This window comes from Pseudomonas sp. UBA1879, from assembly GCF_002338065.1.
Taxonomy (GTDB): Bacteria; Pseudomonadota; Gammaproteobacteria; order Pseudomonadales; family Pseudomonadaceae; genus Aquipseudomonas.
The window spans coordinates 63009-79448 of sequence record NZ_DDHJ01000015.1 but is presented as its reverse complement, the minus strand read 5'-3'; the positions used below and the strand labels follow the sequence as shown (position 1 = coordinate 79448).

General features: G+C 60.9%; 15 protein-coding genes. 5 read left to right on the top strand and 10 right to left on the bottom strand.

From position 1 onward, the window contains the following. Positions 1–162: 162 nt before the first annotated feature. Both pabB and B3N48_RS15485 read left to right on the top strand, forming a co-directional pair. Positions 163–1515: an aminodeoxychorismate synthase component I gene (gene pabB / locus B3N48_RS15490; protein ID WP_296185179.1), complete on the top strand. Its 1353-nt coding sequence runs from the start codon at positions 163–165 to the stop codon at positions 1513–1515. A 146-nt stretch (positions 1516–1661) separates the two neighbouring features. Continuing rightward, on the top strand, positions 1662–2396 hold the full coding sequence (locus B3N48_RS15485) for a phosphoadenylyl-sulfate reductase (RefSeq protein ID WP_296185178.1): 735 nt from the start codon (positions 1662–1664) through the stop codon (positions 2394–2396). A gap of 115 nt (positions 2397–2511) precedes the next feature. Here the strand turns inward: B3N48_RS15485 and cysB are convergent, their stop codons facing one another. The 4 genes from cysB to B3N48_RS15465 all read right to left on the bottom strand — a co-directional run bounded on the left by cysB (position 2512) and on the right by B3N48_RS15465 (position 5648). Then, positions 2512–3486 carry an HTH-type transcriptional regulator CysB gene (gene cysB, locus B3N48_RS15480; RefSeq protein ID WP_062382408.1) on the bottom strand — a complete coding sequence of 325 codons (975 nt, stop codon included), beginning with the start codon at positions 3484–3486 and terminating at the stop codon, positions 2512–2514. Between the two features lie 151 nt (positions 3487–3637). After that, positions 3638–4132, bottom strand: a complete 495-nt coding sequence (locus tag B3N48_RS15475) for a universal stress protein (RefSeq protein WP_296185174.1) — start codon at positions 4130–4132, stop codon at positions 3638–3640. 96 nt (positions 4133–4228) lie between these two features. Next, positions 4229–5149: a 5'-nucleotidase gene (locus B3N48_RS15470; RefSeq protein ID WP_296185173.1), complete on the bottom strand. Its 921-nt coding sequence runs from the start codon at positions 5147–5149 to the stop codon at positions 4229–4231. A gap of 163 nt (positions 5150–5312) precedes the next feature. Next, positions 5313–5648, bottom strand: coding sequence for a thioredoxin family protein (locus tag B3N48_RS15465; protein WP_296185171.1), 336 nt, complete (start codon positions 5646–5648; stop codon positions 5313–5315). Between the two features lie 214 nt (positions 5649–5862). On the opposite strand from B3N48_RS15465, the gene B3N48_RS15460 reads away from it, so the two are divergent. Then, positions 5863–6939 carry a 3-deoxy-7-phosphoheptulonate synthase gene (locus tag B3N48_RS15460; protein ID WP_296185170.1) on the top strand — a complete coding sequence of 359 codons (1077 nt, stop codon included), beginning with the start codon at positions 5863–5865 and terminating at the stop codon, positions 6937–6939. Between the two features lie 72 nt (positions 6940–7011). Here the strand turns inward: B3N48_RS15460 and B3N48_RS15455 are convergent, their stop codons facing one another. Next, positions 7012–7293 carry a GNAT family N-acetyltransferase gene (locus tag B3N48_RS15455; RefSeq protein ID WP_296185168.1) on the bottom strand — a complete coding sequence of 94 codons (282 nt, stop codon included), beginning with the start codon at positions 7291–7293 and terminating at the stop codon, positions 7012–7014. A 635-nt stretch (positions 7294–7928) separates the two neighbouring features. On the opposite strand from B3N48_RS15455, the gene oprI reads away from it, so the two are divergent. Next, positions 7929–8180 (top strand): outer membrane lipoprotei OprI, encoded by a 252-nt coding sequence (gene oprI / locus B3N48_RS15450; RefSeq protein ID WP_003199355.1) that lies wholly within the window; start codon positions 7929–7931, stop codon positions 8178–8180. 164 nt (positions 8181–8344) lie between these two features. Here the strand turns inward: oprI and B3N48_RS15445 are convergent, their stop codons facing one another. From B3N48_RS15445 to B3N48_RS15425, 5 genes are all read right to left on the bottom strand, one after another. Further along, positions 8345–9313 (bottom strand): L,D-transpeptidase family protein, encoded by a 969-nt coding sequence (locus B3N48_RS15445; protein ID WP_296185138.1) that lies wholly within the window; start codon positions 9311–9313, stop codon positions 8345–8347. 103 nt (positions 9314–9416) lie between these two features. Next, positions 9417–9710: a hypothetical protein gene (locus B3N48_RS15440; protein ID WP_296185136.1), complete on the bottom strand. Its 294-nt coding sequence runs from the start codon at positions 9708–9710 to the stop codon at positions 9417–9419. Positions 9711–9839: 129 nt separating this feature from the next. Next, on the bottom strand, positions 9840–12137 hold the full coding sequence (locus tag B3N48_RS15435) for an ATP-binding protein (RefSeq protein WP_296185134.1): 2298 nt from the start codon (positions 12135–12137) through the stop codon (positions 9840–9842). Between the two features lie 205 nt (positions 12138–12342). Next, positions 12343–12960: a response regulator transcription factor gene (locus B3N48_RS15430; protein ID WP_296185131.1), complete on the bottom strand. Its 618-nt coding sequence runs from the start codon at positions 12958–12960 to the stop codon at positions 12343–12345. 12 nt (positions 12961–12972) lie between these two features. Next, positions 12973–14523 (bottom strand): winged helix-turn-helix domain-containing protein, encoded by a 1551-nt coding sequence (locus B3N48_RS15425; protein WP_296186146.1) that lies wholly within the window; start codon positions 14521–14523, stop codon positions 12973–12975. A 369-nt stretch (positions 14524–14892) separates the two neighbouring features. On the opposite strand from B3N48_RS15425, the gene B3N48_RS15420 reads away from it, so the two are divergent. Then, entirely contained in the window at positions 14893–16323 is a 1431-nt protein-coding gene (locus B3N48_RS15420; RefSeq protein ID WP_296185129.1) for a mechanosensitive ion channel family protein, read from the top strand. Positions 16324–16440 lie beyond the last annotated feature (117 nt).

Sequence of the window (16440 nt, the reverse complement as noted above, 5' to 3'; positions counted from 1 at the left end):
TGATGAACACCCAGCGACTGGGACTACCGCCATCGCGAGCAAGCTCACTCCTACAGGGACAGGAGAACGGCGTGCACTCATCCAATTCCGACACACCTCTAGGAGCCAGATCGCCGGAGGACTACAATCGCCGTCCGCGCGCCACGACTGTTTTCTGCTCCCATGCCAATCTGTTCCGTACACCCGCTCGCCTACCACGTTGACCCGACCGGGTATTTCTCGCTGATTCGCCATGCTCCCGGCGCCGTGCTGCTGGACAGTGGACGCCCCGAGGCGGATAGGGGTCGTTTCGACATACTCAGCGCCTGGCCAGTCGATACCCTCTCGCCCGAGGTGGCTGAAAGCGGAGCGGCCTTTCTGCAACGGCTGCGAGACAGCCTGAAGAAACTCGGCAACGCGGATCTGCCGGACAGCAGCACATTGCCGTTCGCCGGTGGACTGATTGGCTATCTGGCCTATGACTTCGGCCGTTTGCTGGAGCCGCTGCCGAGCAGGGCCATCGACGACCTGCACTTGCCGTCTGCGCGCCTGGGCCTCTATGCATGGGCGCTGATCAGCGATCATCAGCAACGGACCAGCCAACTGGTGTTTCACCCTTCCCTCAGCCTTGACCAACGTGCGCGGCTGATCGGTCTGTTCGAACAGCCACCAATTGATAACGACGCCGTCTTCCGCCTGACAACCCCCTTCAGCGCCGACACCAGCGCCGAGCAATACCGTCAGGCCATCACGAAAATTCATGCGTTTATTCAGGCTGGCGACTGCTATCAAGTGAACTACGCCCAGCGTTTTCGCGCGCAGTACCGCGGCGATTCGTGGGCTGCGTATCAGGCGCTACGTGTCGCCTGTCCCACGCCCTTCGCTGGGTACTTGAGCCTTCCCGACAACGGCGCCGTGCTGAGCCTGTCGCCGGAGCGTTTCGTCAAAGTCAGCCAGCGTCAGGTCGAAACCCGACCGATCAAAGGTACAAGGCCTCGGGGCACGGACGCGGCCCAAGACAAGGCCTACGCCGATGAACTGCTGGCCAGTCCGAAGGATCGCGCCGAAAACCTGATGATCGTCGACCTGCTGCGCAATGACCTGGGCCGCACCTGCCGGATCGGTTCAGTGCGGGTTCCGGAGCTGTTCAGCCTGGAGAGCTACCCGAACGTGCACCATCTGGTGAGCGCGGTCACGGGTGAGTTGGCCGATGGCCGGGATGCGCTGGACCTGATCGGCGGCAGCTTTCCTGGTGGCTCGATCACCGGTGCGCCGAAGATTCGCTCGATGCAGATCATCGATGAGCTGGAGCCCACCCGCCGGGCGCTGTATTGCGGATCGCTGCTGTACCTCGACGTCCGGGGCGAAATGGACAGCTCGATCGCCATTCGCAGCCTGCTGGCACTCGACGGCCAGATCGCCTGCTGGGGCGGTGGCGGCATCGTCGCCGATTCAGACTGGGAAGCCGAATATCAAGAGTCCATGACCAAGGTCCGGGTGCTGCTGCAGACCCTTGAAGCCCTTCAAGACCTGTAGCAGCAGACCCAGGCGGGAAGCTGAGCGGCAGGACGCCAAGCGGGCCGCTTGCCGACGCAGGTTTCAGGCCATTCGCTGACGCTTTTTGTTAACATCCGCGCCATCAAGAGCGCTCTAGCGCCAAGACCTGATCAGGAAGCCGCCCGATGAGCCACCCGTTCGACGTCGCTGAAATTGCCGCGACCTACGCCCAAAAGTCCGCCCAGGACATTCTCAAATTCGCTTTCCAGCACTTCGGCGACGAGCTGTGGATTTCCTTCAGCGGGGCCGAAGACGTAGTGCTGGTGGACATGGCGTGGAAGATCAACAAGAACGTCAAGGTGTTCAGCCTCGACACCGGCCGCCTGCACCCCGAGACCTACCGGTTCATCGATCAGGTGCGCGAGCAATACAACATCGCGATCGACATCGTGTCGCCCGATCGGGAAAAGCTGGAGCCGTTCGTCAAAGAAAAGGGCCTGTTCAGTTTCTACAGAGATGGCCACGGCGAATGCTGTGGCGTGCGCAAGATCGAGCCGCTGCGGCGCAAGCTGACCGACGTCAAGGCCTGGGCCACCGGCCAACGCCGCGATCAAAGCCCGAGTACCCGCAATAACGTGGCCGTGGTCGAGATCGACAGCGCGTTCTCCACCCCCGAGCGCCCGTTGTACAAATTCAACCCGCTGGCGCAAATGAGCAGCGCCGACGTGTGGAACTACATCCGCATGCTGGAACTTCCCTACAACAGCCTGCACGAGCGCGGCTTCATCAGCATCGGCTGCGAACCCTGCACACGCCCTGTCCTGCCGAATCAGCACGAACGCGAAGGTCGTTGGTGGTGGGAAGAAGCGACGCAGAAGGAATGCGGGTTGCATTCCGGAAATCTGATTACCAAAGCCTGAAGCAATACCTGTAGGAGCGAGCTTGCTCGCGATAGCGGCCGTTCAGCCACCATTGCAGCGTCAGATCCGACGCTATCGCGAGCAAGCTCACTCCTACAGGGTTGGATAGGCCTGATTAGTGCTCAGGCAGCACGACCCCGTCGAACAGTTCTTCCAGTTCCTGCTTGTTGTGGCACTGGATGGCCTTGGCCATGACGTCGCGGGTCAGGTGCGGGGCGAATTTTTCGATGAAGTCGCACATGAACCCGCGCAGGAACGTGCCGCGACGGAAGCCGATCTTGGTGATGCTGGCTTCGAACAGTTCACTGGCATCCAGCACGACCAGGTCGCTGTCCAGTTTCGGGTCGACGGCCATTTTGGCGACAATCCCGACACCCAAGCCCAGGCGAACGTAGGTTTTGATCACGTCAGCGTCAGCGGCGGTGAACACCACTTTCGGTGTCAGGCCGCGATGGCTGAAGGCTTCGTCGAGCTTGGAACGGCCGGTGAAACCGAACACGTAGGTCACGATCGGGTATTCGGCGAGGATTTCCAGGGTCAGCTTCGGCAGCTTGGTCAACGGGTGGCCCTGGGGCACGACGACGCAGCGGTTCCAGGTGTAGCACGGCATCATCACCAAATCGCCGAACAGCTCCAGCGCTTCGGTGGCAATGGCGAAATCGACAGTGCCGTCAGCGGCCATCTCGGCGATCTGCATCGGCGAACCTTGATGCATGTGCAGCGCCACGTCCGGGTATTGCTTGATGAAATTGCTGATCACCGGCGGCAAGGCATAGCGTGCCTGGGTGTGGGTGGTGGCGATGGACAGTGTGCCCTTTTTCTCGTTCGAGAACTCCTGGGCGATCTGCTTGATGCTCTCGACTTTGCGCAGAATCTCGCCTGCCGTGGTGATGATCCGCTCCCCGGCCGGGGTCACGCGGGTCAGATGCTTGCCGCTGCGGGCGAAAACCTCGACCCCCAATTCATCTTCCAGCAAGCGGATCTGCTTGCTGATACCCGGTTGCGAGGTGTACAGGCTCTGCGCCGTCGCTGAGACGTTGAGGTCGTGGTGCGCCACTTCCCAGATGTAGCGCAATTGTTGAAGCTTCATATGTATCCCTCAAAGCCGGAAGACGCCACGGGCATCAGCGACGGTATATAACTGGATTAATGGTCTCAAAGGCAAAGCTAGAACTTTTTATCACTTTTATTCGGTAATGACACGCTGCTTTTTCATCGGCACGACGAATTTCACGCCGCGCTCATCTTTCCGAACGATTTTGCAGCATGGGCACCATGTACACCGGCACTTCAGACAGTTGCAGAACCCGCGCCGCCGTACGCCCGATCGGCGTATCCCCCTCGGCTCCGTGGCTGTGGCTGCCCACCACGAGCAAATCGACCTCAAGCCGCTGGGCCTGCTCAAGTATCACATTGGAGGGATCGCCCTGTAACACCTGCAGGCTGGCGATCAGCGCAAGGTCCTGATTGTCATCCCCCAATTCATCGCGAAAGCCTGCGAGCACCCGATGCTCAATGCTTTCGATCACATTGTTGACACCTTCGCTGTGCAATTTCCGGAGCACATCCTCAGCCAGATAACTCTGCAGGACGGACTCGGCGAACAGCCCCATGGGTTCGACGACGTGGATCACATGCAACTCGGCCTCGAACGTGCGAGCCAGTGATAAGGCGTGTTGCAGGACGTAAGGTGCATAAAGACCGAGATCCGTGGCATACAACATCGAGCGAATCATGTGACCTCCAGGCAACCATGACAGGCGGAGACATGTTTCAGCGTAGCAGCGCGCGGAGAATTCAACGCGACCTATACACCTTTGCGGTCTAAAGGTTCACGGTTTTAGCTCATTGCTGATGCCATGGGGGACGTGACCGGTGGCCACCACGTCCCTGGCTTTCTCGCAATGACCCGGCTGATCGTCGAAAAATACATCTGCGGCAAACGCTTCCAGAAAGGCCGCTTTTTCCAGACCGCCGAGAAACAGCGACTCGTCCAGACGAATGTCCCACTCGCGCAGGGTGCGAATCACCCGCTCGTGAGCCGGCGCCGAACGGGCGGTGACCAGCGCGGTGCGGATGGGGCACGACTCCTCGGGAAATTCCCGTTGCAGCAGGTTCAGCGCGGCCAGAAAGGGTTTGAAAGGCCCGCCGGGCAGCGGCAGTCGCGCGGCTTCACGCTCGCTGGCCTGAAAAGCTTGCAGGCCGCCGGACTGGTAAATGCGCTCGGATTCGTCAGAGAACAGCACGGCATCGCCGTCAAACGCAATGCGCAGTTCGGCGCTGGCGGCACGCCGGGCCCCGCCAGACAGAATGGTCGCGGCCGCAAACCCTGCGTCCAGCGCACTGCGCACGTCTTCGGCATGGGTGGAAAGGAACAGATGGCTGCCAAAAGCCGCGAGATAGGGAAACGGGCTGCGACCGCCTACGAATGCCGCCCGTGAAATGTCGAGTCCATAGTGCTGAATGGAGTTGAACACGCGCAAACCGGTGTCGGCGCTATTTCGCGACACCAGCACCACCTCGACCCGAGACTGAGTAAGGCGGGTATTGAGGCTCAAGAGCTTTTCCACCAACCGGAAGGCATCACCGGGCTCCAGCACCTCGTCTTCGTGATCGATCTGGTACTTGCGGTAGGCCGCGACACCATCGCTCATATAGATCGCGTGACTGTCCCGCAGGTCGAACAACGCTCGCGAAGAGATGGCCAGCACCAGTTTGTTGCCCTTGGTTTTCAGCGTCAGATCGGTGGTCATTGTGTTCCCCTGAACGTAATCGAATGCGGCCGTTGAAGACCGCCTGGGCATGACGCCATAAAAGCCACTAATAGCCCCTGTGCCGATGATGCCGATGCGGGGTGTTTGTCTGATTCGCTCATGTGGTCCTCGCTGAAGGCTTGGCTCCTCAAGGCTGTTGGACTCATGGCAGGTCATCTGACGCCTGTGCCAGCGCCTGCGCCAGACCGGCGCTAAGTGCATCGGTTGAGAGCGCGCAACGCAATGCGCCATGAAACGCACCATCGCGGATGACGAACAGCGTCGGTAGATGAAAAACGCCGTAACGCTGGACGGCGCCGCCGTTTTCCTCGGCATCGATCCAGCAAAGGCGTTCGACCGGCAGCGGCAATTCCGGCAAATGCTGTCGTGCCCACCGGCAGCTGGAACATCCCACGCTGGTAAAGATAAGCAGCGAGACGCCGGGCAGCGTCAGCAGTTGTCGGTCGATGTCGAAATCCGTCAGGTGCAGTTGATCCACGTCAAGGTCTCCTGGGTGCGCCGCACACTATATCCGCACAGATGGCAGCGGTTCCAAACTTCAAGGCTCAACGCCCGCATGGTTGGACAAAAGCGGCGTTTACCCATTGTCGAAGTACGGGTTAACGCGCTAAGGTTCCGCTCCCCGCTGCCCCCAATATGACTGGCACTGCCTCCCCTGGCGGCCAGCACCTGTGACCCTGATGAGTAATACGATGGCTGATTTACCGATTGACGACCTCAACGTTGCGTCCAACGAGACGCTGATCACGCCGGATCAGCTCAAGCGCGAAATTCCCCTCACCCCTGCTGCGCAGGCGACCGTGAGCAAGGGCCGCGAAGTTATCCGCAACATTCTCGATGGCAAGGACCACCGCCTGTTCATCGTGATCGGGCCGTGCTCGATCCATGACCTCAAGGCGGCTCACGAATACGCCGAGCGCCTGAAGGCCCTGTCGGCCGAGCTGTCCGACACGCTTTACCTGGTGATGCGCGTGTATTTCGAAAAACCGCGCACCACGGTCGGCTGGAAAGGCCTGATCAACGACCCGTACCTGGACGACTCTTTCAAGATTCAGGACGGTCTGCACATCGGTCGCCAGTTATTGCTGGACCTGGCTGAAAAAGGCCTGCCGACCGCCACCGAAGCGCTGGACCCGATCTCCCCGCAATACCTGCAGGACCTGATCAGCTGGTCGGCCATCGGCGCACGCACCACCGAATCCCAGACCCACCGCGAAATGGCCTCCGGCCTGTCCTCGGCGGTGGGCTTCAAGAACGGCACCGATGGCGGCCTGACCGTGGCGATCAATGCGTTGCAGTCGGTCTCCAGTCCTCACCGCTTCCTGGGCATCAACCAGGAAGGTGGCGTGTCCATCGTGACCACCAAAGGCAACGCCTACGGTCATGTGGTACTGCGCGGTGGCAACGGCAAGCCGAACTATGACTCGGTCAGCGTCGCCTTGTGCGAACAGGCGCTGAACAAAGCCAAGATCAAGCCGAACATCATGGTCGACGCCAGCCACGCCAACTCCAACAAAGACCCGGCCCTGCAGCCGCTGGTCATGGAAAACGTCGCCAACCAGATTCTGGAAGGCAACGAGTCAATCATTGGCCTGATGGTCGAAAGCCATCTGAAATGGGGCGCACAGTCCATTCCCAAGGACCTTGCGGACCTGGAATACGGCGTGTCGATCACCGATGCGTGCATCGACTGGGAAACCACCGAGAAAACCCTGCGCAGCATGCACGCCAAGCTCAAGGACGTGTTGCCAAAGCGCAAGCGCGGCTGATCCGGACATAGAAAACGACAACGCCGAGCACATGCTCGGCGTTTTTCATTCAGTTGCTTCAGGTATGACCGATCAGATCTTCGCAGCCTGGCGATGATTGCGTTCCATGTAACGCTCCACATAGGAGCACGACGGAATCACGGTGTAGCCATTGCTCTCGGCATAATCGAGCGCGACCTCGGTCAGGGCCGCGGCAATGCCCCTGCCCCGCAATGCGTTGGGAACGAACGTACGGTAGATATCCAGGGTTTGCTTCCCCAGATCCATGTACGTCAGATAGGCACGATGACCGTCGATGTTGATTTCGAACTGGTGACCGGTCTCGTCATGGTGGATGGACAACGCCTCGCTCATCACTGCTCCTCGCGGGTCTTAAAATTTGACCCCTACCTTACCCATGTTTGTCCGGCGAAGGAACACCTCTACGCCACCCCGTGCCTGATTTGGACACCGGGAGGGCATTGGCCTCTCCGACAAATGAGCACCCCCAGATAGTAGGCCCCATTACTGAAACTGCTCAAGGGAATGGGGAGAATATGCACTGCCGCACATCTGACACCATTTGCGTGGAACCTGTCGTCACCGGCGAATGTCCATTGAGACGCAGAAGGCCCGCTCGAGTCACGTAAGCACGTCGAAGCAAGCACCGGCGCCTGGCATCGTCTATACAAAAAGGTTGCAGGGCGTGGAGTTCCAGACAGGCATTACGAGTCACCGCTCCGCACGCGACCCTCATGTGCATGAACGTACGCCGACTCGCGGGTTTTAACCGAATTCACCGGTCACTGTAATGGTCTGAACGTGAAGGGTTTTCTTGCGTATAAAAAGCGTGAGGAGTTGCACGGAACACGTTCAAACCAAAGAATTTTGTGCGCTTCTTGCGCACAGTCCGTTTACTTACTACAAACAATGAGTAGTATGTACGCCGGTCATTTTCTCATTTTCGAGAGATGACTAATTTTGATAGAAAGTCCTTTAAGGGGAACACGATGAACAACGTTCTGAAATTCTCTGCTCTGGCCCTGGCCGCAGTTCTGGCTACCGGTTGCAGCAGCGCATCCAAAGAAACTGAAGCTCGTCTGACTGCTACTGAAGACGCAGCCGCTCGTTCGCAAGCTCGTGCTGATGAAGCCTATCGCAAGGCTGATGAAGCGCTGGCTGCTGCTCAAAAAGCTCAGCAAACTGCTGACGAAGCCAACGAGCGCGCTCTGCGCATGCTCGACAAGGCAAGCCGCAAGTAATAACCCCTCGGGGTTATTGATAAGCCGGTCCGGTTTCGGATCGGCTTTTTTGTTGCCTGCGATCCGTCGGATCGTCAATCGAATCGACGGAGCAGGCAATAAAAAACCCGTTCACCCGGCCTGTTTCCAGCGCCCGGTGAACGGGTTCAGGTGCCAGCAAGCGCTTACTGCAAGGTCAATGGCGCAGTGTTGATCGCAGGGGCGGCGACGCCCGGCACCGCGATCTCGACGGGCATGCCATCCTCGGCAGCGACCACATCACGCACCTCATCCCATTGAATACGCAGGTTGTTAGCCAAATCTTCGCGCTTGAGCAAGGCATTGATCACGGCCGTGTGCTTGTCGACCACCGACGGGTTGCCGCTTTCATCCAGCGGCGTGTGCGCCTCGAGATAGACCTTGCCACCGCTGATGCCGAACTTGTAAGGCTCGTTCATGATCCGCACGGTGGTGCCCACCGGCACCATGTCCGCCATTTCCAGCACATTGTTGTTGTACATGCGGAAGCAGCCATGGCTGGTGCGCATGCCAATGCCGAACTTCTTGTTCGACCCGTGGATCAGGTAGCCCGGCAGACCGAGACCGAATTTGAACGGGCCCAGCGGGTTGTCCGGCCCGGCCGGCACCACGTTAGGCAAGATGTCGCCATCGGCGGCGTGCTCGGCTTTGACCGAGGCAGGCGGGGTCCAGGTCGGATTCGGCGTTTTGGCAGTGACTTTGGTGGTCGAGACCGGTGAGCCCCACCCTTCCCGGCCAATGCCCAGCGGGAAGGTGTACACCACGTTCCGGCCCTTGGGGTAGTAGTACAGCCGGTACTCGGCGAGGTTGATGACGATGCCTTCACGGGGGCCCGGCGGCAGGATGAACCGCGTCGGCAGGATCACCTGAGTGCCCGCGCCCGGCAACCAGGCATCCACGCCAGGGTTGGCGGCGATCATTTCCAGATAGCCCAAATCGTACTTCGTGGCCAGATCGGCGAAGGTGTCTTCATATCGAGCGGTGACGGTCTGAACCTGGCCAATGATGTCTTCACCAGGCGGCGGCAACGGGAACTCCAATGCAGAGACAGGGCCGGCCGCACACAGTGCAGCGAACGACAGACAGCGGGCGACAGCTGGAATGCGCGACAACATCCGGAAAGTCCTTGGATAAACGGAGGGCATGAATGGCCGCGATTGTACACCCAGCCCGAGGCCTGCGGCAGTATCCGCGACGGTGAGCAACATGAAGGGTTATTTAAAGCGTCTGGTCGAGTTCAGGCCAGATAGGGTGCCAGCCTCGACGCTGAGCATCGATGATCGCGCGGCACAGCGGGCAAAGGCGTTCATCCTGGTAGATGGCCGGCTGAACGTCGGACCAGCGCGGCTGCGCCGGCAGCAAGGTACCGCAGAGGGTACGGTCGGCAGAGCCGGCCAATTCCAGTTGCCGGGCAACCAGGTGCACACGCACTTCCTGACACGCGAACAGGTCGAGTTGTTCGTCAGGCTCGATCAGTTGATAGGCAAACAGGGACCAGGCAGGGCGGCGCATCGGGGGGCTCCGGATCGGGGGCGCCACATTAGCCGAAAGGTCTCGATCAGAAAAGAGCTGCAAGCCTTTAATTTTGCAGGGTGAGGCAGGAGGCTCAGGTCTGCAACGGGTCGCGGAATGCCCTGCCTATTACCTCGCCACCGGCAGGGTAAATACGAACGTCGCACCGCCGTACCGCGCTGGCATCCCGTACAGCTGACCGCCGTGGGCGTTGACGATCGAGCGACAGATCGCCAGCCCCATGCCCATGCCTTTGTCCTTGGTGGTGTAGAACGCATTGAACACCTTGCCCAGATCTTCGAGCGCAATGCCCGGGCCGGTGTCTTCCACGCTCACCACCAGGTAATCGTCGTGCACCGCTTCACTGGTGATCGACAGCCGCCGCAGCACCTGATCGCCTGCGCTCAGGGCGTCCAGCGCGTTGAGGATCAGGTTCAACACCACCTGCTGCAATTGCACTTCGCAGCCGTAGACCCGCAACGGCGACCGGGTCAGGTGGCTGGTCATCAGCACTTTGTGCTGTTCGACGTCGACCAGGGTCAGCGCCACCACGTGCCGAATCACATCGTTGATCAACAGCAGCCGCCGCTGTTGCGCGCCCTGCCGCGCCAATGACTGCAAGGCATTGACGATCTCCCCGGCGCGTCGCCCCTCCTTGACGATGTCCCGCAGGCCGGACAGCGCTTCGTCGACCTGCGGCGTTTCGCGGCTCAGCCAGCGCAGGCTGGCGGCGGCGTTGGACACCATGGACGCGAGGGGCTGGTTGATTTCATGCGCGATGGAGGCTGCCAGTTCACCCATCACCGTCATCTGCGAGACCCGTGCAAGCTTGGCCCTGGCATTGCGCAGCGCGGTTTCGATGTCCTGTCGGCGGGCGTTTTCCGCCATGAGTTCATGACGCAGGCGCGCGGTTTCCAGCGAAATCGCCGCCTGCCCGGCCAACAGTTCCAGCACCCCGGTGCGGTTGGCCGTGAACACGCCTGTCGCCAGGTTGTTTTCCAGGTACAGCACGCCGATCAGCCTGCGCTGTTTCAGCAGCGGCAGGCATAACACCGAGCGCACGAGATGGCCTTCAAGGTATTCGTCGTCGCCGAAATACGGGTGGGTGACCACGTCCTCGATCACTAACCGTTGCTGGGTCCGCATCACTCGATAGAGGATCGACAGCGGCAGCTCGGCTTTAGTCGGTGTGAGATCGGCCAGGTCGATCCGCACGCCGTCTTCGTCATCGCGACCCATGGCGCAGATCAACGGCGCGTCATCCTTCACCAGCATCAACAAGGCCCGCTGGGCCCCGGCATGAAGCAGCGTGGTGGTCATGAGGATTTCGATCAACCGGTCCTGCTCGGTTTCTTCACTCAACGCTTGGGCGGCTTTCATCACCGATGCGAGGTCCAGGGTGTCCTGACTGCCCAAGAGCGTGACGCAGCCCCCGGGAGCCAGCACTGCCTCCCGCTCCCGCGCCTGGCTGATCACGGCATGCCGGTGGGGATCGCCACGCTGTGCCCGCTGAGCGTGGCCCAGTTCGGGAATATCCTGCAGGCGTCGCCACTGGCAGGTACAGGAACGCAGGTCAGCGAGCAAGTCCATGGCCGTCTGGTAGCGGTCGTCCGGGTTCTTGGCCAGCAGTTTGAGCACCAGCTGTGACAGCGCAGGGGGAATATCGCCCCGGTAGACGCTGAGGGCCGGAGGCTGGCGCGCCACGTGGCAATACACCCACTCGACAGCATCGCGGGCCTCGAATGGCAAACGACCTGCCAGCCACTCGTAGAACGTCATGCCGAGGGAATACAGGTCGCTGCGGTGATCGGCGTGACGCTCGACCCGGCGCGATTGCTCCGGCGACATGTACGCCAGGGTGCCGCAAATCGAATCCGACACCGTCACGCCTCCTGACGCGCGTGCATCGATGCTCAGACCAAAACCGCTCAGGCGCACCCCGCCATCCGTGCCCTCGACGAGGTGGCACGGCTTGACGTCGCGATGCACCAAGCCGTGCGCATGCACCTCAGCCAACGCGCTGGTCGCCCCCGAGGCAAGGTGCAGGAAACGATCGATCGTGTAGGGCTGATCGGGCAACGCGTGCAGCGGCTGCCCACCAGGGTCGCTCAGCACCAGCAGCGGACTCTCACCGTCCGGCACTGCACTGGCGGGCAGCAGGGCGAGCGGTTGCAACGCCCAGCGCGGTGACAACCGGTCCCTCAGGGAGAACTCGTGCACGAGTCGTCGCGCCACGCTTTCGCTGGTGGGCCCTGCCGCTCTCACCACGCGCCAGTGCAGATCCGCACCGGTCGTTGCCCTCACCCGATAGTGGATCAGCTCACCCTCGGCGAACAGCCATTCCCAGTCGAGTTGCCCGAGCCACGCCCGCCCAAAAAGCGTCTCCCCCGTGTTCGAGCTCGATGGCCCATCGAAATCGCTGCTCATGAATGCCCTTGGCGAGGTTCAACGTGAAACACCGGACAGCCCCTTCTCGGGCCGTAACGAGGTGCAACAGACATGGAAGATGACGTGAATGATCGATGCTGCCAACGGCCGGCGCACCGTTTCACATCGCTCGTTGACTTGATTGACCGCTCCGGCGATTCATACTTTTTCCCAACGGACTCACAGCGAATATTGGCGCACTTCGTCACGGCCTTATGACGCCAAGCCGTTCGTGCATCTTTAACAATTCGATGATATTGCGCGCATTCATTTTCGCCATCACATGCTTTTTATGAACTTTGGCAGTGACTTCGCTAGTGCCCAATTCAACGGCGATCTGCTTATTCATTTTGCCGGTGATCAATAAGCCCATGACTTGCCGCTCCCGGGGCGTCAGGTGGTTGAAGCGATCACGCACGTTGCAGGTCACGCAGCGCTCCGCCAGGTTCAGCGCGTCGGCGGCCAAGGCGTCGCGCACCTGGTCCAGCAGGTGTTCGGGCTCGAACGGCTTGGTCAGAAACTCGTGAGCTCCGGCCTTGATCGCCTTAACTGACATCGCGATCGTGCCGTAGCCGGTCATGAAGATGATCGGAAAATGCAGCCCGCGGGCACGCAGCTCGTCTTGCAGGTCAAAGCCGGTCCCCTGGGCCAGATTGACGTCGAGCAACAGGCAGGTCGGCGCTTCATCGAGCGGGTAGGCCAGGAAGGCTTCGGCGCTGTCGAAGACGCTGCAGGCGATGTCCGCTGAATTCAGCAACCGTTGCAGCGCAGTGCGAATGGCAGCGTCATCGTCGACCACGTAGACCCTGGGTGTTGCGTTCATAAACTCTTCCGTTCAGCGGCTTAGGGCCAGCGCTCTATGTGACTGGGGATGATAGCTGTCGGGGCCAAGCGCGACAGCCCCGAATGGCACCCCGAGGGGAGCGGGCATCGGGACACTGTAACGTGGGTCGAGACGCAGGGTTTGGCTGGCGAAGTCCTGTGTCTGAACTACCCGCAGACACGCACGTGTTGCCGCCAGCATTCGATAGAAGCGGAACGGTCCCTGGGCCGTCACCATCAACAGCGATTTGGTCGCCAGTCTGACCATGCAATCCGTGATGCATGACCGGGCGAGGGTTGCGCATTCCAGGGCATGACACGCCTGTTCCAGGGTAAATGGCCCCTGCAGATCCGCGAGCAGCCTGAGCACCTGGCGTTCATCGCGACTCAACAGACGATAACTCCAGGCCAGGGATGCATGGAGCGTTTGCTGCCGGGGCGGCGCAGTGCGCAGGCTTGCGGTCAGCAGATGGACGCTCTCGTCGAGGCTGGCGACCAATTGATAAAGGCCCAACGCCGTTGCCCGGGCGGCGGCCATTTCCAGGGCCAGGGGCATGCCGTCCAGACGGCGGCAAACCTCACCCACCAGTTCCACGCTGTAATCGTCCAGCTCGGCATCGACACTGCCACCCAAGTGGCAGTCGAGTGCCCGCCAGTGCCGCAAGAACAGCTGCGCGGCGCTGCTCTGCAACACGCCCTCGCGGTTGGCGTCCGCGTCGGGCAAGGTCAACGGCGGCACCTGAACGCTGCGTTCACCGGCAATGCGCAACGGCTCGCGACTGGTGGCCAGCAGCCGCGCGCCCGGGGCGCCGACCAGCAACGCTTCAACCAGCCCAGCGACTTCATCGATGAGGTGTTCGCCGTTATCGAGGATGATCAGGCCGGGGTGACGGGCCAGGTGTTCGCAGAGGCAGGTCGGCAGGGACTCGCCTTCTGACGCCACGACCCCCAGCGCGCTGGCCAGCGCTTCGCACAGCCGGTCCCCGCGTTGCACCTCGGCCAGCGGCACGAACCACACGGGCATCGCGCAGCGGTCCAGGCGCTGCTGCCCGAGAACCACCGCCAGGCTGGTCTTGCCCACGCCACCCGGCCCGACCAGCGTGACCAACGCGTGGCGGTCGTCCAACACGGTATTGATTTCATCCAACAGCGCCGCGCGTCCTACCAGCTCGACGCTGGCAGGCAACCGAGGGTGGCCGGCGGACCCGGGCCAACCCTGGATCGCGTCCCGGGTTTTCGGCACAGTGTCGTGCAAACAGGGATCGGGCCAGGCACCCTCCCCACCCAATAACAGGTAACCGCGACCAGGGATGGTGCGAATCAGGTCACGGTCATTGCCCAGGGCCTTGCGCAGCGCAGAGATGTGCACCTGCAGGTTGTTCTCTTCGACGACCGTGTCGGGCCAGACGCACTGAAGGATCTGCTCCTTGCTCACCAGTTGCCCCTGATGACGAATGAGCAATTCGAGGATGTCGAACGCGCGCGTGCCGATGCGCAGGGCGACGCCGTCTTTGAACACGTCCCTGAGGTCCAGGGACACTGTAGCCTGACCGAGACTTATCATCTTATTCACGCAGTCCTTAGAGTGGATTCGTACGCCCTGAATGCGTCGAACGCGTACGCAGCCATCGGGCTCACGCACTCGAACAACGTCGCCGATCCATTTTTAGCCGGTGAATATCTAATCAGCAAAAAACAATCGCCGATATTATCCATAGGGGTAGTAAGCGCACTTTATGCGCTCTAACGAACGGCTCAATACATGCCCGTTAGAGCCTATCTAGATGACGATTAGTGGGTCACGGTATTAAACAGTCGGGCGCCATTGTTCGGCGGTTGCGCCGGCGCTATCCGTTATAGACAGCTGGCCGCGACGCTCCCTAACATCCACGCCTGTCGCGGCACCTCGCCCCTCTGCCATGGAATTCCATTCATGCCCTCAGCCGTTCCTCATTATTCGCTGGTGTGGAGTCTGCTCCTGCTCCTGGCCGACGTCCTCGCCTGGCACCTGCTGGCCGATCGCAACCGGCTGATCCGCATCGCCATACGCCTGATGGCCTTCGTGGCGTACAGCCTGGTGATTGTCAACGCCGGGGTCAGCCCGCTGGAGGCACCCAACTGGCCCGACGACAGCGCCCTGCAATTCGCGACCACGGCGCTGGCCATCGTCTGGTGGATGTACGCCGCGCGCACCCTCACGGTGCTGTTGGGGCTGTTGTTGACCGGTCGCGTCGGTCACAGCGGTCGTCTGGTGCAGGAGGTGATCGGCGCGGTGATCTTCCTCATCGCCATCGTCGCGGCGGCCGGTTATGTGTTGCAACTGCCGGTCAAGGGTTTGCTGGCGACCTCGGGGGCAATGGCGATCATCGTCGGGCTGGCGCTGCAGAGTACGTTGAGCGACGTGTTTTCCGGGATCATCCTCAACACTACCAAGCCGTATCAGGTGGACGATTCGATCGCCATCGATGGCATGGAAGGCAAAGTCATGGACATCGACTGGCGGGCCACGCACCTGATGACGGGCGCCGGCTCCATGGTGGTCATCCCCAATTCGGTGGCGGCCAAGGCGAAGATCGTCAACTTGAGCCGCCCGGTGAATATCCACGGGGTGTCGATCACGGTGATGATGTCGCCGCATATTCGCCCTCGCCGCGTGCTGGATGCATTGGAGCGGGCGTTGCAGGGGTGCAGCGCGTTGCTGCATACGCCGAAGGCGCGGGCAGTGGTCAAGGAAACGAGCCCGACCACCATCGAATACTCGATGACAGGATTCATCAGCGACCTCAATCACAAAAACGAGGTGCGCAATCTGCTGTTCGATCTGGCCTACCGGCACCTGGAGGCAGCGGGCATTGCCTGGCAATCGGAAATCACCGCCGAGGCGATGTCACGGCCCCGGGCGTTGCTCGATGAGGTGAAGGTGTTCAGGGCCAGCACCTCGGACGAAAAGGATGCCTTGGCGCGGACCATGGTCGCGCGAGAATACGCGGCCGGGCAGACGATCATGGACACAGGCGACGAAGCGGACGGCCTTTGGGTGATTGCCACCGGAGTGGTGTCGGTGCGGATCGCCGATGGCAATGAAATGGTTGAGGCCGGGCGCATGGGGCCGGGGGAAGTGATGGGCGTGCAGAACGTGCTGGACGATTCCCCGTCCGAAGCGTTGTTCGTGGCGTTGACATCGTGTGTGATTTATCGCATTGAAAAAGCCGCGACGCGCCAGGCGATGGCGCAGCGGGCGGAAATCACGACGGCGCTGAACAAGCTGCAGGCGGTGCGTCAGCAGAACAGTCAGCATGTGTTGTTGCGCAAACCGGTGGCGATCAAGAAAAGCCACTTTTTGGGGTGGCTGCAGAAGCGATAATCGGGGTGCAGTCACAAAGGCCCGCAACATAAGGGTGGGAACCGCATGGCTGGCGACGGCGGCCTGCCCGGTCACTCATCCATGACTGAACCACCGCCGTCGCCGCCCTCCTCTTGC